Annotated in this window: 21 protein-coding genes and 1 pseudogene; 15 read left to right on the top strand and 7 right to left on the bottom strand. The window is 40.2% G+C overall.

The genetic code is table 11. From position 1 onward, the window contains the following. Nucleotides 1–27: 27 nt before the first annotated feature. From HSISS2_RS07855 to radC, 6 genes are read left to right on the top strand one after another with little or no spacing between them, the layout of a single operon-like run. A complete protein-coding gene (locus HSISS2_RS07855) occupies nucleotides 28–1176 on the top strand; it encodes a beta 1-4 rhamnosyltransferase Cps2T (RefSeq protein WP_021146227.1) in 1149 nt (382 codons plus the stop codon). Beyond that, nucleotides 1173–2111, top strand: a complete 939-nt coding sequence (locus tag HSISS2_RS07850) for a glycosyltransferase family 2 protein (protein WP_021146226.1) — start codon at nucleotides 1173–1175, stop codon at nucleotides 2109–2111. The genes HSISS2_RS07855 and HSISS2_RS07850 overlap by 4 nt, the downstream gene beginning before the upstream one ends. Further along, nucleotides 2112–2918 (top strand): ABC transporter permease, encoded by an 807-nt coding sequence (locus HSISS2_RS07845; RefSeq protein WP_021146225.1) that lies wholly within the window; start codon nucleotides 2112–2114, stop codon nucleotides 2916–2918. Beyond that, nucleotides 2918–4120 carry a polysaccharide ABC transporter ATP-binding protein gene (locus HSISS2_RS07840; RefSeq protein ID WP_021146224.1) on the top strand — a complete coding sequence of 401 codons (1203 nt, stop codon included), beginning with the start codon at nucleotides 2918–2920 and terminating at the stop codon, nucleotides 4118–4120. The genes HSISS2_RS07845 and HSISS2_RS07840 overlap by 1 nt, the downstream gene beginning before the upstream one ends. Further along, a complete protein-coding gene (locus tag HSISS2_RS07835) occupies nucleotides 4121–5764 on the top strand; it encodes a rhamnan synthesis F family protein (RefSeq protein ID WP_021146223.1) in 1644 nt (547 codons plus the stop codon). 45 nt (nucleotides 5765–5809) lie between these two features. Next, on the top strand, nucleotides 5810–6496 hold the full coding sequence (gene radC, locus HSISS2_RS07830) for a DNA repair protein RadC (protein ID WP_008535178.1): 687 nt from the start codon (nucleotides 5810–5812) through the stop codon (nucleotides 6494–6496). A gap of 56 nt (nucleotides 6497–6552) precedes the next feature. On the opposite strand, the gene HSISS2_RS07825 is transcribed toward radC, so the two are convergent. The 6 genes from HSISS2_RS07825 to HSISS2_RS07800 all read right to left on the bottom strand — a co-directional run bounded on the left by HSISS2_RS07825 (nucleotide 6553) and on the right by HSISS2_RS07800 (nucleotide 11365). Next, nucleotides 6553–7248 (bottom strand): gamma-glutamyl-gamma-aminobutyrate hydrolase family protein, encoded by a 696-nt coding sequence (locus tag HSISS2_RS07825; protein ID WP_021146222.1) that lies wholly within the window; start codon nucleotides 7246–7248, stop codon nucleotides 6553–6555. Then, the gene (locus HSISS2_RS07820; protein WP_021146221.1) at nucleotides 7241–7900 is read right to left on the bottom strand and encodes a redox-sensing transcriptional repressor Rex; all 660 of its coding nucleotides are present in this window, start codon (nucleotides 7898–7900) and stop codon (nucleotides 7241–7243) included. Before HSISS2_RS07820 ends, HSISS2_RS07825 begins: the two co-directional genes overlap by 8 nt. A 141-nt stretch (nucleotides 7901–8041) precedes the next feature. After that, nucleotides 8042–8389: a DUF1831 domain-containing protein gene (locus HSISS2_RS07815; protein ID WP_002884733.1), complete on the bottom strand. Its 348-nt coding sequence runs from the start codon at nucleotides 8387–8389 to the stop codon at nucleotides 8042–8044. A 9-nt stretch (nucleotides 8390–8398) separates the two neighbouring features. After that, the gene (locus HSISS2_RS07810; RefSeq protein WP_021146220.1) at nucleotides 8399–9502 is read right to left on the bottom strand and encodes a cysteine desulfurase family protein; all 1104 of its coding nucleotides are present in this window, start codon (nucleotides 9500–9502) and stop codon (nucleotides 8399–8401) included. 3 nt (nucleotides 9503–9505) lie between these two features. Then, a complete protein-coding gene (locus HSISS2_RS07805) occupies nucleotides 9506–10477 on the bottom strand; it encodes a ribose-phosphate diphosphokinase (protein ID WP_021146219.1) in 972 nt (323 codons plus the stop codon). Between the two features lie 312 nt (nucleotides 10478–10789). Then, a complete protein-coding gene (locus tag HSISS2_RS07800; RefSeq protein ID WP_021146217.1) occupies nucleotides 10790–11365 on the bottom strand; it encodes a CYTH domain-containing protein in 576 nt (191 codons plus the stop codon). Nucleotides 11366–11459: 94 nt separating this feature from the next. Between HSISS2_RS07800 and HSISS2_RS07795 the strand changes: the two genes are divergently transcribed. From HSISS2_RS07795 to HSISS2_RS07755, 9 genes and pseudogenes are all read left to right on the top strand, one after another. After that, entirely contained in the window at nucleotides 11460–12134 is a 675-nt protein-coding gene (locus HSISS2_RS07795; protein WP_021146216.1) for a GTP pyrophosphokinase family protein, read from the top strand. Then, nucleotides 12106–12942: an NAD kinase gene (locus HSISS2_RS07790; RefSeq protein ID WP_021146215.1), complete on the top strand. Its 837-nt coding sequence runs from the start codon at nucleotides 12106–12108 to the stop codon at nucleotides 12940–12942. Before HSISS2_RS07795 ends, HSISS2_RS07790 begins: the two co-directional genes overlap by 29 nt. Then, complete coding sequence (locus HSISS2_RS07785; protein WP_042767097.1) at nucleotides 12939–13838, top strand: RluA family pseudouridine synthase; 900 nt, start codon at nucleotides 12939–12941, stop codon at nucleotides 13836–13838. The genes HSISS2_RS07790 and HSISS2_RS07785 overlap by 4 nt, the downstream gene beginning before the upstream one ends. 9 nt (nucleotides 13839–13847) lie before the next feature. Continuing rightward, entirely contained in the window at nucleotides 13848–14831 is a 984-nt protein-coding gene (gene pta, locus HSISS2_RS07780) for a phosphate acetyltransferase (protein WP_021146213.1), read from the top strand. 219 nt (nucleotides 14832–15050) lie between these two features. Then, nucleotides 15051–16892, top strand: a complete 1842-nt coding sequence (locus HSISS2_RS07775) for a peptide ABC transporter substrate-binding protein (protein WP_021146212.1) — start codon at nucleotides 15051–15053, stop codon at nucleotides 16890–16892. A gap of 534 nt (nucleotides 16893–17426) precedes the next feature. Next, nucleotides 17427–18920 (top strand): ABC transporter permease, encoded by a 1494-nt coding sequence (locus tag HSISS2_RS07770; protein ID WP_021146211.1) that lies wholly within the window; start codon nucleotides 17427–17429, stop codon nucleotides 18918–18920. Continuing rightward, nucleotides 18920–19846, top strand: a complete 927-nt coding sequence (oppC, locus tag HSISS2_RS07765; protein ID WP_021146210.1) for an oligopeptide ABC transporter permease OppC — start codon at nucleotides 18920–18922, stop codon at nucleotides 19844–19846. The genes HSISS2_RS07770 and oppC overlap by 1 nt, the downstream gene beginning before the upstream one ends. Next, nucleotides 19843–20939 (top strand): annotated as a pseudogene (locus HSISS2_RS07760) (ABC transporter ATP-binding protein). The gene oppC and the pseudogene HSISS2_RS07760 overlap by 4 nt, the downstream one beginning before the upstream one ends. Next, nucleotides 20932–21861, top strand: coding sequence for an ATP-binding cassette domain-containing protein (locus tag HSISS2_RS07755; RefSeq protein ID WP_021146208.1), 930 nt, complete (start codon nucleotides 20932–20934; stop codon nucleotides 21859–21861). Before HSISS2_RS07760 ends, HSISS2_RS07755 begins: the two are co-directional and overlap by 8 nt. A 49-nt stretch (nucleotides 21862–21910) precedes the next feature. Here HSISS2_RS07755 and HSISS2_RS07750 read toward each other — a convergent pair whose 3' ends face one another. Further along, nucleotides 21911–22696 carry a hypothetical protein gene (locus tag HSISS2_RS07750; protein WP_021146207.1) on the bottom strand — a complete coding sequence of 262 codons (786 nt, stop codon included), beginning with the start codon at nucleotides 22694–22696 and terminating at the stop codon, nucleotides 21911–21913. Nucleotides 22697–22704 lie beyond the last annotated feature (8 nt).

Below are 22704 nucleotides of genomic sequence, written 5' to 3'. Positions count from 1 at the left end.
TAGAGACGTGGCGAATGGAGGTAAACTTTGAAGGATATTTTTATCATAGGTAGTCGTGGTTTACCCGCTCAGTACGGTGGCTTCGAGACATTTGTTGAGAAATTGGTCTCGCATAAGGTATCGCCTAGAATACGTTATCATGTGGCTTGCTTATCGGATGAACGTACAGGCAAGCATTTTGATTATAAGGGAACGGATTGTTTTACAGTTAATCCTCCCAAACTAGGTCCTGCGCGTGTTATAGCTTATGATATGATGGCTATCAATTATAGTTTGAAGTTTATTAAAAAAGAGGAAATTCAAGAACCGATTTTTTATATTTTAGGGAATACTATAGGTGCCTTCATCGCCTATTTCGCAAAGAAAATTCAGTCTATTGGTGGAGTTCTTTTAGTCAATCCTGACGGTTTAGAATGGAAGCGTGCTAAGTGGTCTAAACCTGTTCAAAGTTATCTCAAATACTCTGAAAAAGAAATGACAAAGTATGCAGACCTCATTATTTCTGATAATCGAGGTATTGAGACTTATATTCATGATACCTATCCGTGGTCTAATACAACTTTTATTGCTTATGGAACGGATTTATCAAAGACGACCTTGACTGCTGAGGATGCTTCTGTTCGAGATTGGTATCAAAAATGGCAAACTCAAGAAAAAGAATATTATTTGATATTAGGGCGTTTTGTTCCAGAAAATAACTATGAAACGGCGATTCGAGAGTTTATGAAGTCCTCTACAGAACGTGATCTTGTTATTATCTGTAATCATGAAGGTAATCCTTACTTTGATGAACTAAGACAGATAACAGGATTTGATAAAGATAAACGTGTGAAATTTGTGGGAACTGTCTATGATCAGGATTTGCTTAAGTATATCCGAAACCAGGCTTTCGCTTATATTCATGGACATGAAGTAGGTGGAACGAATCCAGGTTTATTAGAAGCTCTGGCTCAAACGAATCTCAACCTTATCTTTAACGTAGACTTTAACCATCAGGTTGCTCAAGAGACTGCCTTGTATTGGAACAAAGTCGATGGAAATCTGTCGGGTTTGATTGATTCTGTAAATGGTCAAGTATCATTTGAAGACTTGGGAAATGCTGCTAAAGAAAATATGAAAGAAAATTACACCTGGGAAAAAATCGTGGGTGAATACGAGGAGCTATTTTTATCATGAAAGTAACTATTCTCATGTCTACTTATAATGGCGAGAACTTTTTAGCAGAGCAAATAGAGAGTATTCAGCAACAGACTTATACTGATTGGACTTTGTTAATTCGCGATGATGGTTCTAATGATAAAACGAGAGACCTTATCAAACGTTTCGCTTCAGAAGATGATCGCATTGTTTTCATCAATCCTGATCAAACTGAAAATTTAGGTGTTATAAAGAGTTTCTTTACGCTTTTGAAGTATCAAGAATCTGACTACTATCTTTTCTCAGACCAGGATGATACTTGGTTACCTGAGAAGCTATCTCTTCAACTTGAGAAAGCAAGTCACTACCCGTCTGATAAACCCCTTTTGGTATATACGGATTTAAAGGTTGTGAACCAAGATTTAGAGGTGCTTCATGAGAGTATGATTCGTACTCAGTCTGACCATGCTAATACGGAATTGGTTCAAGAAATGACAGAAAACACTGTTACAGGTGGTGTGTCTTTAATCAATCATGCTCTGGCTGAATTATGGACTGGTGAGGAAACTAACGAGCTTCTGATGCATGACTGGTATTTAGGTTTGCTTGCGTCAGCATTTGGCAATCTTGTTTATATTGACCAGCCAACAGAGCTTTACCGTCAGCATGCGGATAATGTCTTGGGAGCTAGAACGCTTCGGAAACGTATGCAGAATTGGATTCGCCCTCAGACCTTGTTCAACAAATATTGGATGTTGATTAAGTCTAGTCAGAATCAGGCGGAAAATCTTCTTTCTTTGCCATTGAATGCTAAAAAGAAAGAGCTGGTTGAGAACTTTGTGACTATAATGGATCAAGGGTTAAGCGAGCGTTATCGTCGTTTGAAAACATATGGTTATCGTAAAAATAGAGCCTTTCACACCTTTGTATTTACGAGTTTGATTTTGACAAAATTCATGTATAAGGAGGACTAAATGGAATTCTTTAGTCAGAAAAATCGAGTTTTACTTAAGGAACTGATTAAAACAGATTTTAAATTACGTTATCAGGGTTCTTTTATTGGTTATCTTTGGTCTATTTTGAAACCGTTGATGATGTTTACAATTATGTATCTTGTCTTCGTTCGTTTTTTGAGATTTGATGACGGGACACCACACTATGCTGTAGGCTTGCTTCTAGCCATGATTTTTTGGAGTTTCTTTACTGAGGCTACCAATATGGGAATGCTCTCTATTGTTTCACGAGGTGATCTCTTACGTAAACTAAACTTTCCGAAGCAAACAATTGTTATCTCATCTGTACTAGGAGCTGCAATTAACTTCTTGATTAACCTAGTGGTTGTTTTTGCATTTGCCTTAATTAATCAGGTTCCGATTGGTATTAATACCTTGGTCATTATTCCTCTTTTCATGGAGGTTCTCTTAATGGCCATGGGAGTTGCTTTTATCTTGTCGGCACTCTTTGTTAAATACCGTGATATTGGTCCTGTCTGGGAAGTTGTACTTCAAGCAGGTATGTATGCGAGTCCGATTATCTATTCCATCACTTACCTTCTTCAAAGAAACCAGACGTTTGTTGCAAAGGTTATGATGCTGAATCCAATCGCTCAGATTTTACAGGATATGCGTCATTTTATCATTGACCCAGTTAACCCAAGAGGATGGGATATTATTAACAATAAATTGATTGCTTTTGTTCCTTATGCGATTCCTGTTGTGATTTTTATCATTGGTTTCCTTGTCTTTAATCGAAATGCTAAACGATTTGCGGAGATTCTATAATGTCAAATAATATTGCTGTAAAAGTAGATCATGTAAGTAAGTATTTTAAATTGCCAACTGAGGCGAGCCAGAGTCTAAGAACAACTCTTGTTAATCGCTTTAAAGGGATTAAAGGGTATACTGAGCAACATGTCTTGAAAGATATTTCTTTTGAAGTCGAAAAAGGTGATTTTTATGGAATTGTTGGACGTAATGGTTCAGGGAAATCAACGCTTCTAAAAATTATTTCTGAGATTTATGTTCCAGAAAAAGGTAAGGTTACCATTGATGGTAAGTTGGTATCTTTCATTGAGCTGGGGGTTGGATTTAACCCAGAATTGACTGGCCGTGAGAATGTCTACATGAATGGGGCTATGCTTGGTTTCTCAACAGAAGAAGTAGACGCCATGTATGATGACATTGTAGATTTCGCTGAACTTCATGACTTCATGAATCAAAAGTTGAAGAACTACTCAAGTGGTATGCAGGTTCGTCTTGCCTTTTCTGTAGCTATCAAGGCCCAAGGTGATATCCTCATCCTTGATGAAGTGTTGGCCGTGGGTGATGAGGCCTTTCAACGTAAATGTAATGATTATTTCATGGAACGTAAGCAATCTGGAAAGACAACTATCTTGGTGACCCATGACATGTCAGCGGTTAAAAAGTACTGTAATAAGGCAGTTCTGATTGAACATGGTCTAGTCAAAGTTGTTGGTGATCCTGATGAAGTTGCCAATCAATATAGCTTTGATAATGCTGCTGGTCAAAAAGTTTCAAATGATGATGTGGTGGTTGAAAATCCCAAAATCACTAATTTACAAGTTAAACTTTTGACTGAAAATATTATTAGTCCTGATCAAGATATTTCATTCGAGATTTCTTATGATGTGAATGAAGATATTGAGACCTATATTGCCTTTTCAATTACAGATATTGACCGTGGTATCTGGATTTATAATGACAATTCCTTGGACAATAAGACCAGTGGTTCAGGAAGAAAAACACTCACATATAAATGCAGTTTGGCTCATCTGAATGATATTAAGCTCAAGCTTCAAGTCTCTATAAGAGATAATGATGATCAGATGATTGCTTTTGCTGATTCAGCTAATTCACCAGTCATTCTCTTAAATCGAACAGATATTGAAGATGATGATAAGTCAGCAAAAGATTCTGCAACTGGTATGGTTCAGAGAAATGGAAAATGGGAGATTAAGGAATAAATGAAACGTCTCTTGTTGTATGTTCATTATAATAAGTACAACGAATTAAGTGGTCATGTGCTCTATCAATTAGAGCAGCTTAGACCACTTTTTTCTAAACTTATTGTGATTTCAAATAGTCAACTAACAGGGTCCACATTACAAACTCTCAAAGATCTGGGTGTAGAGAAGGTATTACAAAGAGAAAATCTAGGCTTTGATTTTGCAGCTTGGAGAGATGGTATGGCTCATGTCGGTTTTGACCATTTAACGGATTTCGATTCAGTTACACTCATGAATGATACTTGCTTTGGTCCTCTATGGGATATGACTGACTTAGTTGAAGGCTTTGAAAAACGTTCGAATGTTGACTTTTGGGGAATGACGAATTTTAGAAAAACCAAATATTTCGATGAGCATCTACAAAGTTATTTTATATCTTTCAAAAAGCATGTTGTTGCTTCAGATGCCTTTCAAAAATTTTGGACTTCTATAAAGACTTTTACCGACGTTCAAGATGTTATTGACAATTACGAAACTAAAGTTACTAGTGTTCTGGTTGAAGCAGGTTTTCATTATGATGCTGTCTTTAATACCATTGATGAAGAGGCAGAAGATTTAATTCACCCTGATTTTTCTTATTACAGACCAATAAGTACCCTTGAGCATAAGGTACCCTTTATTAAGTTGAAAGCTTTTACAGGTGATGAGAAAAAAGGAAAACTACTTTTAGATTATCTTACTAACCGATCAACTTATCCGGTGGCACTAATCAAGTCGCATCTGAACCGTTATCATTCCCCTGATAGTTTGGTATTTTTAGATGATAAGATGGTTGATTCTAACTTTAACACAATTACAAGGCTCAATTGTCGTTTAGCTATTCATGTACACATTAGTGATGTAGAGAGACTAAAAGTATTTACGGACACAAGTTTGTCTGCTTTCTACTATTTTACCCTTTCAAGCCATATCGATAGAAATGAAGTTGAGGTTATCTTATTAAATCGTTTTGAGAAAGATAGATTCCATCTTGTTTCTCAAACTTTTGAAAATCATTATCATGCTTTAGTATCTTTGGTATCTCAGCTTAGAGAGTATGACTTTGTTGGACATTTTCACACATCAGACTTTGGAAATGAAGGTCGCCTTGTTGATGAAGCTACAAGACATGCTCTAGTGGATATGCTATTAGATGAAGAGAGAGTAGTATCAATTTTTACACATTTTCCAGAGGTTGGTCTGGTGTTTGCTGATTTGTCTAAGGAACTTTATTGGACAGACTCAATCAGCACTTTAAACCATAATCAGGAACTTGACTTAAATAACCAATGTCTAAAAGCTACTAATAATTCACTCTATGTTTTCCAAGGCTCCATGTGGATGTCAAAAGATTTTTTTGGGAAAATTATACTAAAGGATAAACCCATTTTTTATCATTTTGATGAGAATGTTCTGGATTATCTCTTTTATCGAAAAGTTTGGGATGAAGGAATCGATTATCGTATAATAACTTCTGAAGCAATATCTTATGCCGAACGACATAAGGTTTATCTTATTGAGACGGAAAAGATTCCGAAACCACTGACACTCAAGGATAAGTTTTCAGCCTATCAAAAGGCCTTTTTAAGAAAAATAGGTTTAAAAAAATCCTCATCTATTTAATTTCCCCCTCCCACTTACGAATAAGTAAGTAGGAGGTTTTTTCTTATGTATAGTATTGTAGCTGAGGAGTCGGGACTTTTGCCTCGTGAGCGTCTCTTGCAGAAGGGGGCGGAGGTTTTGTCAGATCAGGAGCTGTTGGCCATAGTGCTGCGAACGGGAACTAGGTCGGAGTCGGTCTTATCTATGGCTAGTCGTATTTTGAAAGGAATGACGAGTTTGGCAGATTTGTCTCGCTTGTCTTTAAATGAACTTCAGGCCATTCCTGGTATTGGGCGTGTGAAGTCTATCGAGTTGAAGGCTATGGTGGAGCTGTCTAAGCGGATTGAGAAGGCTGAGTTGGCTCGTTCTGAGCAGATTATGTCTAGTCAGCAGGTGGCCCGTCGTATGATGTTGGATATTGGGGACAAGCCTCAGGAGCATTTGGTGGCCATTTACCTGGATACGCAGAATCGTATCATTCAGCAAAAGACGGTGTTTATTGGTGGGGTGCGTCGTTCGATTGCAGAGCCTCGTGAGATTTTGCATTATGCTTGTCATCTGATGGCAACGTCTTTAATAGTGGTTCACAATCACCCGTCTGGTGAGGCCTACCCTAGTCATAATGACATTGATTTTACGCAAAAGATCAAGCGGTCTTGCAATGACTTGGGGATTTGTCTCCTTGATCATTTGATTGTAGGCAAATCCACCTATTATTCTTTCCGAGAGGAAAGAGAGGATTTTGAGCTCTAGCAAGAGTCCCCTGATAGAAATACTATAAAAGCAACTGAGTGCAGTCTCAGTTGCTTTTATAGTTCGTTAACGACGTATTCAAAGAGTTTGAGGTCTTCTTCACGTTTGTCTAGGAGAAGCTCAGGATGCCACTGTACGCCTAAGAAGCGAAGGTTTGGCGTTTTTGACTCAACGGCTTCAACAGTGTTATCTTCAGGGTCACGCGCAATGACACGAAGGTCAGAGGCCAAGTGTTTGATACTTTGATGGTGGAAGGAGTTGATAGAGGTTCCACATCCGTAGATTTCTGCCAACTTGCTGTTCTCATCAACAATCATCTCATGGTAGAGGTAATCAGAAGGTTTGTCTTGCCAGTGATTTTCAATATCTTGATGGAGGCTACCACCTAGTGCGACATTCATGAGTTGGGTACCGCGACAGATTGAAAAGATGGGTTTCTTCTGCTTAGTGGCTTCCTCGATGAGTGCCATTTCAAAGATATCCCGTTCGAGAAAGAAGTCATCTTCACTGGCATGGTTCTCTTCGTTGTAGAATTTAGGGTCAACGTTTTGCCCACCGATCAGGATAAGCTTATCAATCATGGAGATGTAGGTCTTGGCTTCCGAAGGATCGGATACTGGTAGTAGGATTGCTAGGCCACCGGCTCTTTGAACTCCTTCTACAAAGCCAGATGGGGCATAGGACCAGTTAATATCTTCATGGGCTGGGTTTGGCCTTACATTGGCTGTGATTCCGATAATAGGTTTAGTCATTACTTCTCCTTGATTTTTCTTCTTCTTTCATGAAATAGAGTAGGGTTTGTAGTTCACTAGTGAGGTCCACGTACTGGACAACCACATGGCGAGGAAGATTAAGGTTAACTGGAGAGAAGCAGAGGATGCCTTCAATACCAGCTTCAACCAAAAGATCAGCCACTTCCTGTGCCTTGATAGATGGCACTGTCAGGATGGCTGTTTTGATGTCTTCTTGGGCAATCTTATCTTTGATTTGAGAAATTCCATAGATAGGGATATTGTCCTCAGTTTGAGTGCCTACCAATTCGTTATCATCCGTGTCAAAAGCCATGACCAGCTGCATGCGGTTACGCTCTTGAAAACGATAGTGGAGAAGGGCACGCCCGACATTACCAACACCTACAAGGAGTACCTTGGTAGTCGCATTGTCATTTAGGAGTTCAGCGAAAAATGTCATCAGCTTGTTTACGTCATAACCAAAACCACGGCGACCTAGCTCACCAAAATAGGAGAAGTCACGACGAACAGTAGCAGGATCAATCCCAATCGCTTCAGCAATTTGTTTAGAGCTTGCTTTATCGATATTTTCACGATGGAATCGTTTGAAAATACGATAGTAGAGAGAGAGACGTTTGGCAGTGGCGTTTGGGATGTTTTTCTCAAATGTCATTGATCGCTTTCCTTTCTTTAATTAGTATGATTCTCTTATATTTTAAGAAAAGTTTGTGAAGATTGCAACAAAATAGTGTAGATGAGGCGATATAAAAAACCTATCACATGGATAGGCTATTTCTATGTAGTAAGAAAAAATTTATACTTCTTCTTGCTCGAAAACGTTACGATCAACCAAGCTCTGCATCAAGAAGTAGAATTTTTCTTGCAAGATGTGGTGATCTTCATTTTTAAAGATATTAACGTTACGAAGGCCAGATTTGTCTGTGATAGACAATTTGAAGCCTGTCAAGTCTTTGTTAATAGTGATTTTGAGTGGAAAACCTTCGCCTGAGTTAGGCACTTTTTCGAGAAGGCGGTGCAACTCGTAGTTTCCAATCTTATTTTGCACAAAAGTCGTATCACGTAGAGTGAATTTTTTAACATTAGGACTGATGGTGTAACGGTACTTACAGTCAGTCAAATGAATGCTTTTTTCAAATGCCATGTTAGTCTCCTATGATTTGATTAAGTTTTCTGCTAGGGCCTGGAGTTCTTCAGCGGTATTTTCCTCTGATAAACTAATGCGAATGGCTGTTTTTAGCTTGTCAGAATCCTTGCCATAGAGGGATTGAATGACATGGCTGGGATCAACGGTTCCAGCAGTACAAGCAGAGCCTGTTGAGACAGCGAAACCAGCCAAATCTAACAGAGTTAAGAGAGGACCATTTTCCTTACCAGGAAAACTGATGTTGATAACGTGAGGTAGGCTAGGACCAGCGCTATTAATCTCGTAAGGAACGGTAAGAGCGTCTAGGAAAGTCTGACGAATTGTTTCCACATGTTGGTAATTGGCTTGGTAATTCTCGCTAGCATGCTTGTAAGCTGCGGTCATTCCTGCAATTCCGACTAGATTTTCAGTACTGGCACGGCGTTTTTCCTCTTGTTCACCACCATGGAGAAGGTTGTCAAAGTGCAAGTCATTATGATAGAGCATGCCGACACCTTTAGGTCCATGGAATTTGTGGGCGCTGATAGAGACGAAATCGGCACCGAGTTCCTCAGGGTGAATAGGAAGTTTCCCTGCAACCTGAACGGCATCCACATGGAAGGCAGCCTGGTGGTCAGCGAGTAAGTTCCCAATTTCCTTGACAGGAAGCAGTTGGCCAGTTTCGTTATTGGCATACATGACAGAAACGAGAATGGTATCGTCACGTAGAGCATCAGCGATTTGTTGTGCTGTGATAACCTGATTTTTCGGTTGAATATAGGTTACTTCAAAACCAAAGCGTTCTTCCAGATAGGCCATGGTGTGAAGTACCGAGTGGTGTTCAATGGCCGTCGTAATCAAATGTTTCCCCTTAGCTTGATTGGCGAGGGCGTAACCTTTGATTGCTGTATTGTTGCCCTCAGTCCCACCAGAAGTGAAGATAAGCTTGCGGGCAGGAACGTCGAACTGTTTGGCCATTTCCTCACGTGCTTCACGGAGTTCTTTGGAAGCTTGGCGCCCATAAGCATGAAGACTCGATGGATTTCCAAAGGTTTCAGTCATGACATGGGTCATAGCAGAGATAGCAGTGGCATTCAATGGTGTTGTCGCTGCATTGTCCAAATAAACCATAGCTTAGTCCTCGTTAGATTTATAAGCAAAGAGTGGGCTAAGTGGTTGGCGTTCAAAGATACGAGTAATAGCGTTGGCAATGAGCTTACTTGCCGAAATGTATTTAACGTTTGTAGGAACTTTTTCTTTAGTTGCAACGGAGTCTGTCACCAAAATTTCTTTGACTGGTGCAACGTTGAGGATTTCAGCAGCTCCACCTCCGAAGAGACCGTGGCTAGCTACGGCATAGATGTCTTTCACACCAGCACGTTCAAGGATTTTGGCAGCTTCGGCAAAAGTTTTACCAGTATTAAGAATATCATCAACAATGATGGCTGTTTTGCCTTCAACTTCACCGATGATATAGCCTTCTTCACGTTCAGCATCATCTTGGGCGTAGTCGATGATAGCGATTGGGGCATCAAGGTATTCTGCCAAACCACGTGCACGTTTAACACCAGAGTTTTTAGGACTAACAACGACAATATCACTACCTGTGAATCCTTTTTCGTCGTAGTATTCCGCAAATAAAGGCATCGTGAAAAGATTATCCACTGGAATGTCAAAGAAACCTTGAACTTGGACAGCGTGAAGATCAAGAGTCAAAATGCGGTTAACACCAGCTTTAACCAGCATATTGGCAATCAATTTAGCAGTGATTGGTTCACGTGACGCAGCGATACGGTCTTGACGTGCATAACCAAAGTAAGGCATAACCACGTTGACAGAGTTAGCACTGGCACGTTTGCAGGCATCAATCATGATGAGCAATTCCCAAAGGTGGTCGTTAACAGGGTTGCTTGTAGATTGGATGATATAAATATCGTCCCCACGAACAGACTCTTCGATGTTAATCATGATTTCTCCATCAGAGAATTGGCGTGAAGAAACTTTACCAAGTGGCAATCCGGTAGCCTCAGCAATTTTTTCAGCAATTTCGGGATTTGAGCTGAGAGAGAACAATTTCAATTGTGGGTTTGCTTTTTGATGTACCATGATAATGGTGACTCCTTTAATAAATAAGTGCTAAGCCCAGTTAGGGCTATTATAAATTAAACTACAGATAGTTCTATTTTAGCAAAAAGCAGCAGAAATTTCAGCCATCAAACCATGATATGAACGAAAATGACGAACCTTTAGAGAAAAATTGTCTCTTGTATGCGTTTTTAGACCAAACAGTAGTGGTATTTCTGGCTACTCCTTTGGTTATCAAAAAAGACAAGGCACAAACCTTGTCTCAGAAATGGAATGAATTTTTATAGACTGACATCGTAACTAATGAGCAGAATTTTTATCAGCTATTGTTAATTAGTCTTTGTCGCGCTTGAGAGTAGCTACAAAGCGTGCTACCTTACTTTTGGCATATTTAAAGTTAATGTTATTTTCTTTAAGAAAGGCATCGAAGTCATCTTTGCCTTTTTCGGCATCCAAAACTTCCAACTCCAGTTCATAGTCTTTCTTGTCAGCGTAAACATTGACATCAAGGGCCATAAGCCCAATGTTGGTCTGGTATTCACGACGGGTTGTGGTTAAATGCCCGAGAATGGTCAAGTCCTCTAACTTAACCCCACGCTCCAGAAGAATGGATTTGATTTGGCAATCGGGAAAGTCTAGTGACTTGGTCATAGCCTTAGCCTCTGCACAATCCATGGTGACGTTGTACTCCATGTTTCCAACCTTCTCAGGAATTTTCAAGGTCAGCTCTCCGTGAGTCGGGAGCGTTCGGATGCGTAAAGACAACTTTTTGCTCTTCATATCACCCTGAATGGTGTCAATGTAATAGTTTGTTTGTGTAACAGGTGTTACATGGGAGAAAAGCATAGCCAAACGATTATACTCATCTTTGGTGAGTAGAGTTTTGTACTCTATCTCTAAATGGTTCATGTGTGTCCCTCCCTCGTCCTTTAAATATGGTATAATATAACAGATTGTTTTATTTTATAAAAAACTAAAGCTTTTGACAAGGAGGAGTCCTATCTTGACCATGGATTGGGAAGAATTTTTAGACCCCTATATTCAGGCCGTAGGTGAGCTCAAGATTAAGCTCCGAGGCATTCGTAAACAATTTCGTAAGAAAAATCGTCATTCGCCCATTGAATTTGTGACGGGCCGTGTGAAGTCAGTGGCTTCCATTGAGGAAAAAATTGCCCTACGTGGCCTGTCTGTTGAGAATTTGGCCAAGGAAATGCAAGATATTGCTGGACTGCGTATTATGGTTCAATTTGTTGATGATGTGGATGAGGTTTTGGGTCTTTTGCGTCACCGTAGTGATATGACCATAGTCTCAGAGCGTGATTATATTAGGAACCGTAAACATTCGGGTTATCGTTCTTATCATGTTATCGTGGCTTATCCTGTTGATACCATTGATGGCCGTAAGGAAATCCTTGCCGAGATTCAAATTCGGACTTTGGCCATGAACTTTTGGGCCACTATTGAACATTCCCTTAATTATAAATATCAGGGAAATTTTCCAGAGGAGATTAAACTCCGCTTGGAAAATACGGCACGCATGGCCTATCAGCTTGATGAAGAGATGCGTAAGATACGTGATGATATTCGAGATGCTCAGTTGCTCTTTGATCCAATCAACAGAACTTTGAAAGATAGTGTAGGAAATAGTGATGACACAGATGAAGACCTTTTCGGATGAGATGAAGGTGGCTATTATTGCTAATGGTAAGCCCCAGAGTAGGCGTGTTGCCTCAAAACTTTTTAATGCCTTTCGAGACGATCCTGATTTTTATTTAACCAAGAAAAATCCTGATGTGGTCATCTCTATCGGCGGTGATGGCATGCTGCTATCAGCCTTTCATATGTATGAAAAAGAGCTTGCTCGTGTGCGTTTTGTTGGCATTCATACGGGGCATTTGGGATTTTATACAGATTATTTAGATGGTGAGGTTGAGCAGTTGATCGAGACCTTGCGTAAGGATCGCGGCGAGAAGATTTCTTACCCGCTCTTAAATGTCAAGCTAACCTTGGCTGATGGCCGTTCCTTTACATCAATTGCACTCAATGAAGCAGCTATTAAACGTAATGAAAAAACTATGGCAGCTGATGTCTGCCTCAATGACATCTTATTTGAGAGCTTCCGTGGGGATGGACTGTCTGTAGCAACACCGACAGGTTCGACTGCCTACAATAAATCCTTGGGTGGTGCAGTTCTTCATCCCACTATTGAGGCCCTGCAATTGACTGAGATTGCCAGTCTTAATAACCGTGTTTACCGTACCTTGGGCAGTCCACTTATTGTTCCTAAGAATGAGAAAATTACCGTTTATCCTACCCGAATGGGGAGCTACACGCTTTCGGTCGATAATAAAACCTACACTAATCGTAATGTGCAAAAGGTAGAGTTCTCAATTGACCAGCGTAAGATTTCCTTTGTGGCTAGTGCCAGTCATACCAGTTTCTGGGAGCGTGTACGTGATTCCTTTATCGGAGACATGGAAGAATGAGATATGAATTTACTGTGGGACGTTCCTGCCGAGTAAAGACTTTTTTGAAGGAGCATGATGTTTCCAAAGGACTTTTGGCTAAGATTAAGTTTGAGGGCGGTCATATCTGGGTCAATGGTGAGGAGCAGTTTGCGACCTACCCTGTTCATGAGGGAGATGTGGTCGCTATAGAGATTCCTGATGAGGCACCACATGATACCTTAACTCCCATCCCGTTTGACTTGGATATTGTCTATGAAGATGACAACTTTTTGTTGGTGAACAAGCCATATGGTTATGCTAGTATTCCAAGTGTCAATCATGACAACACCATGGCTAATTTTGTCAAATATCACTTTGTTAGCAATGATTATCCCAATCAGCGAGTGCATATTGTGACACGTCTGGACAAGGACACGTCTGGGCTCATGCTTTTTGCCAAGCACGGTTATGCCCATGCACGTATGGATAAGCAGTTGCAGCAGAAGTCCATTAAAAAGCACTACTATGCCTTGGTGGAGGGTGATACTAAACTTGAGGAACAGGGAGAAATCATTGCACCCATTGCGCGTGATGTGGATTCCATCATCACACGTCGGGTCCATAAATCAGGGAAATATGCTCATACCAGTTATCGTTTGGTAGGTGATTATGGGCGAGTTAAGTTGGTTGATATTAACCTTCATACTGGACGGACGCACCAGATTCGTGTGCACTTTGCTCATTTGGGCCTTCCTCTTTTGGGAGATGACCTTTATGGGGGCTCTCTAAATTATGGGATTGAACGTCAGGCCTTGCATTGTCACCGTCTTGCTTTTGTCAATCCCTTTACCAAGAAAGAGATGGTCTTTGCGTCTTCCTTGACAGATGACTTTGAAACCGTTATCATGGACTTACAAACTAAAAAGATTGATTGAGGAGTATTTATGCGTAGTCTATTTGGTGAACTTCGTGAACGTATTTTAGGAAAGAACATTAAGATTGTTTTTCCTGAGGGTAATGACGACCGTGTGGTTCGTGCAGCTGCCCGTTTGAAATTTGAAGGATTGGTGGATCCTATTATCTTGGGAGACCCAGCTGAGGTTCACAAAATCTTGAATGATCTTGGTTTTGCAGATTTTAACTATACGATTATTAATCCTGAAACCTATGAAGGCTTTGAGGAAATGAAGGAAAAATTTGTTGAAATCCGTAAAGGAAAAGCGACAATTGAAGATGCGGACAAGTTGCTTCGTGATGTTAACTATTTTGGTGTTATGTTAGTGAAACTTGGTCTTGCTGATGGTATGGTTTCAGGTGCTATTCACTCAACAGCTGATACAGTACGTCCTGCCCTTCAAGTTATCAAGACAAAACCAGGCATTTCACGTACTTCAGGTGTTTTCCTTATGAACCGTGAAAACACTAACCAACGTTTGGTTTTTGCTGACTGTGCTATTAACATTGAACCAAACGCTCAAGAACTGGCAGAAATTGCTGTTAATACTGCTGATACAGCTGCCATTTTCGGGCTTGATCCTAAAGTGGCCATGCTTAGCTTCTCAACAAAAGGTTCTGCCAAATCACCAAAAGTGGATAAGGTTGTTGAAGCAACAGCTCTTGCTAAGGAGATGCGTCCTGACTTGGCTATTGATGGTGAGTTGCAGTTTGATGCAGCCTTTGTTCCAGCAACAGCGGCTATTAAGGCACCAGACAGTGACGTAGCAGGACAAGCTAATGTCTTTGTCTTCCCAGGTTTGCAGGCTGGTAATATTGGCTATAAGATTGCCCAACGATTGGGAATGTTCGAAGCTATTGGACCAATCTTGCAAGGTCTCAATAAACCAGTTAACGACCTTTCTCGCGGTGCTAGTGCCGAAGACATTTACAATCTAGCGATTATCACAGCTGCTCAAGCACTCAATAATTAAAAGTAATGATAAAAGGAGGTCTGGCCGAGTGGCTGGGCCTTTTTATGCAACTTTTGTGATTAAAAATTAATCAACATAAACTAAAGAAAACCCTTTATTGATAAGGAATTTCAGTAGTTTTCGTGTTTACAGATATTATCGAATTGTACAAAAGATTCTAATAATAACTGTTCTTTTTGATTATTTATGCTATAATGAAGCTGTAAAAAATTTTATATTTTGGAGAAATCTTATGAAAAAAGTAAATGGTTAGCCTTAGCAGGCGTTGCCGTCCTTAGTGTTGGTATTTTGGCGGCTTGTTCATCTAAGTCTAGTACCAGTGGTACTACTTATGGTTACGTTTACAGTTCAGATCCTGAAACTTTGGATTACATTACCTCAAATACAGGACCTACAACAACCGCTGTGACAAATGGTGTTGATGGTCTTATGGAAACAGATAAATATGGTAATCTTGTACCTTCAGTGGCTGAAGATTGGTCTGTCTCTCAAGATGGTCTAACCTACACTTATAAAATCCGTAAAGGGGTTAAATGGTATACCTCTGATGGTGAAGAGTACGCTGATGTTACAGCTAAAGACTTTGTAACTGGTCTTAAGCATGCGGCAGACTCAAAAGCTGGTGCTCTCTATTTGGTTCAAGATTCTATTGCTGGTTTGTCCGACTACCTTTCAGGTGCCAATAAAGATTTCTCAAAGGTTGGTGTTAAGGCAATTGATGACCATACCTTGCAATATACACTTAAACGACCAGAGCCATACTGGAACTCTAAGACAACTTATGGTTTGCTTTTCCCAGTCAATGCAGACTTCCTTAAGACTAAAGGAAAAGATTTCGGTAAGTCAACAGACCCAACCTCTATCCTATACAACGGTCCATTCCTTCTCAAATCTTTGACAGCTAAATCATCAATCGAGTTGACTAAGAATGAAAACTATTGGGATAAGAAGAACGTTCACTTTGATGCTATCAAATTGACGTATGATGATGGTTCTGATCCAGAATCTTTGGAACGTAGTTTCACTGATGGTGCTTATAGTATTGCTCGTGTCTACCCAATGAGCTCTAACTATGCATCTGTCGAAAAGAAATATAAAGATAATATCTACTATACAGCAGCTGGTGCGTCAACGTCAGCTATGAGTGTCAATATTGACCGTCAAAGTTACAAATACACTGCTAAAAAGACTGACGCTGAAAAGACCTCTACGAAAAAAGCTCTTTTGAATAAAGACTTCCGTCAATCAATTAACTTCGCTATTGACCGTACGGTATATCAATCACAAGTCAATGGTAAAGAGGGAGCAGCTAAAGCTATTCGAAATCTCTTTGTTCCTTCTGACTTCGTTAGTGCAGGTAATAAGACCTTTGGAGATCTTGTTACTGAAAAGATGAGTTCATATGGTGATGAGTGGTCAGGCGTCAACTTTGCTGATGGTCAAGATGGTCTCTACAATGCTGAAAAAGCTAAAACTGAGTTTAGTAAGGCTAAAGAAGCTCTCCAAGGAGAAGGTGTTCAATTCCCAATCCACTTGGACCTTCCAGTTGACCAAAGTTCTAAACTTAATGTTTCTCAAGCGCAATCTTTGAAACAAACCATTGAAAAATCATTGGGAAGTGACAATGTGGTGATTGATATCAACCAATTGTCATCTGGTGATATGCAAAATGCAACCCTTAATGCGCCAAATGCGGCAGCAGCTCAAGTAGGACTTAAAGATTATGATGCCTTGCTTGACTCAGCAGATTCTGAAACAACAGATCTCAATGTACGTTATGATCGTTATGCTCAAGCTCAAGCTTGGTTAGAAGATAGTTCACTTGTCATTCCTTTGACGGTTGGTAACGGTTCAGCTCCAGTTGTCTCACGTTTGACACCATTTACAGGTTCATATACTCAAGTGGGTGATAAGAGTTCAGGTGACTACTTCAAATATGTTAAACCACAAGAAAAAGTAGTTACTAAGAAAGAATTTGAACAAAGTCGTGAAAAATGGCTTAAAGAAAAGAAAGTGTCTAACGACAAGGCTCAAAAAGATCTTGCCAAACACGTTAAATAATGCCATGGAAAGAGGCGTAAGCCTTTTTCTTTTGGCCAAAAATTTATCAAAATGCTTTTGAAAGTAGCTATCAATTGTGAGAAAGAAAGCATAAGACAAAATATTCTGAAAATTGCTGTTATTTCGATTTTTATGGTATAATGGTGATATGACTATGATTTTTTGGAGAGTGCTTATGAAAAAATGGAGATAGTGCGTTACGAATGTTAAACAGAAAGACAAGCAAGGTTGTGGGGAGGTCATCCTCAGGCTACTTTGGTTAATCAGAGTGTCGTACCAACGCATGCTTGATTGACAACAGACTCAGGTGATTACTCAAGTAGGAGTTGAGGGTTCTGACAGATGCTCACGCAACTTGAATCTTCAAAAGCTGTTGTCATAAGAAAAATGATGATAAAGCCCGTGAAAACTGGTTTAAAGAAAAGTCTAAGTCCAACGAACACGCTCAAAAAATCATGAGAATGACGTTAAATAAAGGACGATAGAACTTTCTCATTTGATTGGGAAAGTTCTTTTGGAGTTAAAGGAAGAGACATGAAAAAATACATTTTATTGAGAACCCTTCGTTCTCTATTGTCAATATTTGTCGTGACGGCCTTGACCTACACCATTATTTATACCATGGTGCCGAGGCGTCTGATTTTCAGACAGGACCCTAACTACAACAAGATTGCAAAGACAGCCGATTCGAAAGCTAACTATGAAAATACAATCTATGAGCGAATGGGTTATATTGATTACTATGACACCAAGGAGTTGCAGGAAAAAGCAAGCTCGCTTGATAAGTCTGTAACGACTAAACCAACCAAGGCCAATAAGGCTATCTACCAAAAATATGTGGATAGTTTGGGACGTGGCTGGCATTTGCAGCAGTTTAAGGAAAGTAAGCAATTTTATGCGACACGTGATGTGCCAGTCCTTGAACGTGTATTTGGCTTCTATACGCACCTCTTTGAATTTGACAATACAGGATGGGTAAAAGATAAAACAAATCCAAACTTGAAACGTTACATTCGAATTGAAAATGATCCCGCTATTGGTTGGTCAGTGGTTGGTTCAGGGACTAAGCATAAATATCTGCTTTACTTTAATGGTCAGTTCCCATTTGTTCACCAAAACTTCGTGAAGATGAACCTTGGTACGTCTTATCCAACCTATGCTGATCAGGGTGTTCTTGATGTCATTACGCAGGGCCAAGGACAAACCTTAACAACTGATGTGAATTTCCCAACGGGTAAAAAGCCATCTTCAGTGGATATTTACTCTCGTACCTATAAATCACCAAGTCAGGCTGACGAAAGAGACCGTTCTTTGTTTGGCAATGATCCTTATACAGCAACGAAAAGTCATTACCAGTATCCATCAATGGTGACAAGCTCTGCTATTGCTGGATTGATTGGTCTAGTCTTGTCTTATGCCTTGGCGATTCCATTAGGGTCATACATGGCCCGCTTAAAGAACACCCTCTTTGATAGTGTGTCAACAGGTATTCTGACCTTCTTGCTTTCTCTACCAACTATTGCCTTGGTTTATATCATTCGATTGATTGGTTCTGAAATTGGGCTTCCGGATTCCTTCCCAATCTTGGGTGCAGGTGACTGGCGTTCTTATGTCTTGCCATCTGTTATTCTTGGTCTCTTGTCAACGCCAGGACTTGCCATTTGGATTCGTCGTTATATGATTGATTTACAATCTCAAGACTTTGTTCGTTTTGCACGCGCCAAAGGGTTGTCAGAAAAAGAAATTTCAAACAAACACATTTTCAAAAATGCGATGGTATCCTTGGTTTCAGGAATTCCAGCATCTATCGTAAGTGTTATCACCGGAGCTACCTTGACAGAAACTATTTTTGCCTATCCTGGTATGGGTAAAATGTTGATTGACTCTGTTCGTGCTTCAAATAATGCTATGGTTGTGGGTCTCGTGTTTATTTTCACAACCCTCACCATCTTCTCATTGCTTGTGGGTGATATCCTTATGACAGTGATTGACCCACGTATCAAATTGACATCTAAAGGAGGTAAATAATGGCTTCAATTGATAAAAGTAAGTTCCAATTTGTAAAGCGCGATGATTTTGCCTCTGAAACAATTGATGCACCGGCTTATTCTTATTGGAAATCGGTGATGCGTCAGTTCCTTAAAAAGAAATCAACAGTAGTCATGTTGGGTATCTTGATTGCCATTGTTTTGATGAGTTTTATCTACCCGATGTTTTCAAAATTTGATTTCAATGATGTCTCAAAAGTTAATGATTTCAGTTTGCGTTATGTTCACCCAAATGCTCAATATTGGTTTGGTACCGATAGTAATGGTAAGTCTCTATTCGACAGTGTTTGGTTTGGTGCGCGTAATTCAATTCTTATCGCTGTCATTGCTACCATCCTTAATGTTGTCATTGGTTTGCTTGTGGGTGCTGTTTGGGGGATTTCTAAGACCTTCGATATGGTTATGATGGAAATCTACAACATCATCTCAAATATTCCTGACCTCCTTGTGGTTATTGTCTTGACTTATTCATTGGGTGCTGGTTTCTGGAATATGATTTTTGCCATGACTGTGACAGGTTGGATTGGGATTGCCTATAGTATCCGTATTCAAATCATGCGTTACCGTGATTTGGAGTACAACTTGGCTTCCCGTACACTGGGAACACCAACGGCAAAGATTGTGGTTAAGAATATCATGCCACAACTTGTGTCAGTTATTGTAACCATGGCGAGTCAGCTTTTGCCAGGATTTATCTCTTACGAAGCTTTCCTTTCCTACTTCGGTTTGGGGCTTCCCGTTACAACACCTAGTCTAGGTCGTTTGATTTCAGACTATGCTCAGAACGTTACGGTCAATGCTTATCTCTTCTGGATTCCATTGACAACCTTGATTCTCGTTTCTCTTGCCCTCTTTATTGTTGGTCAAAACTTAGCGGATGCTAGTGACCCACGTACGCATAGATAGGAGTCCAATATGACAGAAATAAAAATGTAATATTATCGGCTCGCGATATCGTCGTGGAATTTGACGTTCGTGACCGTGTTTTGACAGCTATTCGAGGGGTTTCCCTTGATTTGGTTGAAGGTGAGGTTTTGGCCTTGGTTGGTGAGTCTGGTTCAGGTAAATCAGTCTTGACTAAAACTTTCACAGGGATGCTTGAAGAAAATGGCCGTGTAGCCAGTGGATCTATTAATTATCGTGGTCAAGATTTAACAAAACTTAAGAGTCACCAAGATTGGGCACCAATTCGTGGAGCTAAGATTGCAACAATCTTCCAGGATCCTATGACCAGTCTGGACCCTATTAAGACAATCGGTAGTCAAATTGTTGAAGTCATTGTCAAGCACCAAGGTAAATCGCCTAAGGAAGCTAAGAAAATGGCCATTGACTATATGGACAAGGTCGGTATTCCTGATGCGGAGGAACGTTTCAATGAATATCCTTTCCAATATTCTGGTGGGATGCGTCAACGTATCGTTATTGCCATTGCCCTAGCTTGTCGTCCTGATATTCTTATCTGTGACGAGCCAACAACGGCTCTTGACGTGACCATTCAGGCTCAAATCATTGACCTCTTGAAATCACTTAAAGAGGAGTATGGTTTCTCAGTCATTTTCATTACCCATGACCTTGGTGTCGTAGCCAGTATCGCTGATAAGGTTGCGGTTATGTATGCTGGTGAAATCATTGAGTTTGCTACGGTTGAGGAAATTTTCTATGAACCTTGTCATCCCTATACTTGGAGCTTGCTGTCAAGCTTGCCGCAGTTGGCTGCTGATAAGGGTGAACTCTTCTCAATTCCAGGGACACCACCGTCACTTTATACACCGGTTGTTGGGGATGCCTTTGCCTTGCGTTCAGACTATGCTATGCAGATTGACTTCGAGGAAAAAGCGCCACAATTCCAAGTTTCAGATACTCACTGGGCTAAGACCTGGCTCTTACATGAGGATGCGCCAAAAGTTGAAAAACCTGAGGTCATCCAAAATCTACATGAAAAATCCGTGCCAATATGGGATTTGCACATTTAGAAGATGAGGAGGAAGGCAATGCCTGAGAAGTTAGTTGAAGTAAAAGATGTGGAGATTTCCTTCGGTGAGGGAAGCAAGAAATTCGTCGCGGTCCACAATGCTAATTTTTTCATCAACAAGGGTGAAACCTTTTCCCTCGTTGGTGAGTCTGGTAGTGGTAAGACGACTATCGGGCGTGCCATTATTGGTCTAAATGATACAAGTAATGGCGACATTATATTTGACGGTAAGAAAATTAATGGTCACTTATCTCACTCTGAGAAAAATGACCTTATCCGTCGTATTCAGATGATTTTCCAAGACCCTGCAGCGAGTTTGAATGAACGTGCGACGGTTGACTATATCTTGTCTGAGGGTTTGTATAACTTCCATCTTTATAAGGATGAAGAAGACCGTAAGGCTAAAATCAAGGAGATCATCAAAGAAGTAGGGCTTCTCGAAGAGCACTTGACACGTTATCCTCACGAATTTTCTGGGGGACAACGTCAACGTATCGGGATTGCGCGTTCCTTGGTTATGCAACCTGATTTGGTTATTGCCGATGAACCGATTTCAGCCCTTGACGTGTCAGTCCGTGCCCAAATTTTGAACCTGCTTAAGAAATTCCAAAAAGAGTTGGGATTGACCTACCTCTTTATCGCTCATGACTTGTCAGTGGTCCGTTTCATTTCTGACCGTATCGCTGTTATCTATAAGGGAACAATTGTGGAAGTTGCCGAAACGGAAGAACTCTACAACAATCCTATTCACCCTTACACCAAGTCACTCTTGTCTGCTGTTCCTATTCCAGACCCAATTTTGGAACGTAAGAAAGTCTTGAAGGTTTATGATCCAAACCAGCATGACTATTCTGTTGATAAACCAGAAATGGCTGAAGTACGCCCAGGACACTTCGTTTGGGGTAACAAGGCGGAAATTGAGACTTACCGTAAAGAACAAAGTAAATAAGTCTTTTCAATGCAAAAAAAATCGTGTTCCAAAAGGAACACGTTTTTTTTTAGTCTAAGTTTAAGCGCTTGGTCATGATATAGTAGGTACCAAAGTAGCTTGCAGCGATAATAATGATAGACTGAATGATACCCAAAATATATGTCAAATTGTTCATTGAATTACTTGTGATATTTGAAGTCAAAGCAGCGCTAAATCCAAAGAAGAAACCAATAAAGAATAGGATAGACTGAATAGCGAAATAAGCGACAAACCCCATAAGAATTTTGTTAGTGTTGAAGAGATTTCCGATGCTAATACAGAGGTAATAAAGTAGAATACCAGCAATTGTTCCTAAAATTGTAGCAGGGATGAAGAGGTAGAGGGCCCCCATTTCTTTTAAGATTTGACCAAAGTAGCTGGTAGTCAGGAGGATATCTTTCATATCTAGGTTGAAAGCGGCTATAATGCCAATTGAAGCGAGTACAACGAGAGATGAAATCGTATCTAAAATAAAGGCTACAAAGAGTTTAGACAAGACAAGTTGGTGCGCTGAAACAGGAAGCGTGTTGCTTAGGTAGCCTTCTCGTCCGAAGACGCTGGTCGCAAAGCGTTTGATGATGAGGACAATAGTTGCGATATAGATGGTTCCCCAAACAACAATGGTAGCAATAACAATCAGTGTAAAGAAGGCCATAAAAAGTAGGCTTGGTTCCTTATGGCTATGTTCAAAGGTGACCATTAATTTTTGAAGCATTAAGCCCAAAGGTATAGACAGTAGGATGGCAATCCCGTAGATGCCAAGGTACCACTTGCGGACTGATTGTAATTCATACTTAACTAATTTCCAAAACATGCTCATAC

The organism is Streptococcus sp. HSISS2 (assembly GCF_000448665.1).
GTDB classification, from domain to species: domain Bacteria; phylum Bacillota; class Bacilli; order Lactobacillales; family Streptococcaceae; genus Streptococcus; species Streptococcus raffinosi.
Note: the sequence above shows the minus strand (reverse complement) of the source record. Positions and strands in the feature narration are given on the sequence as shown.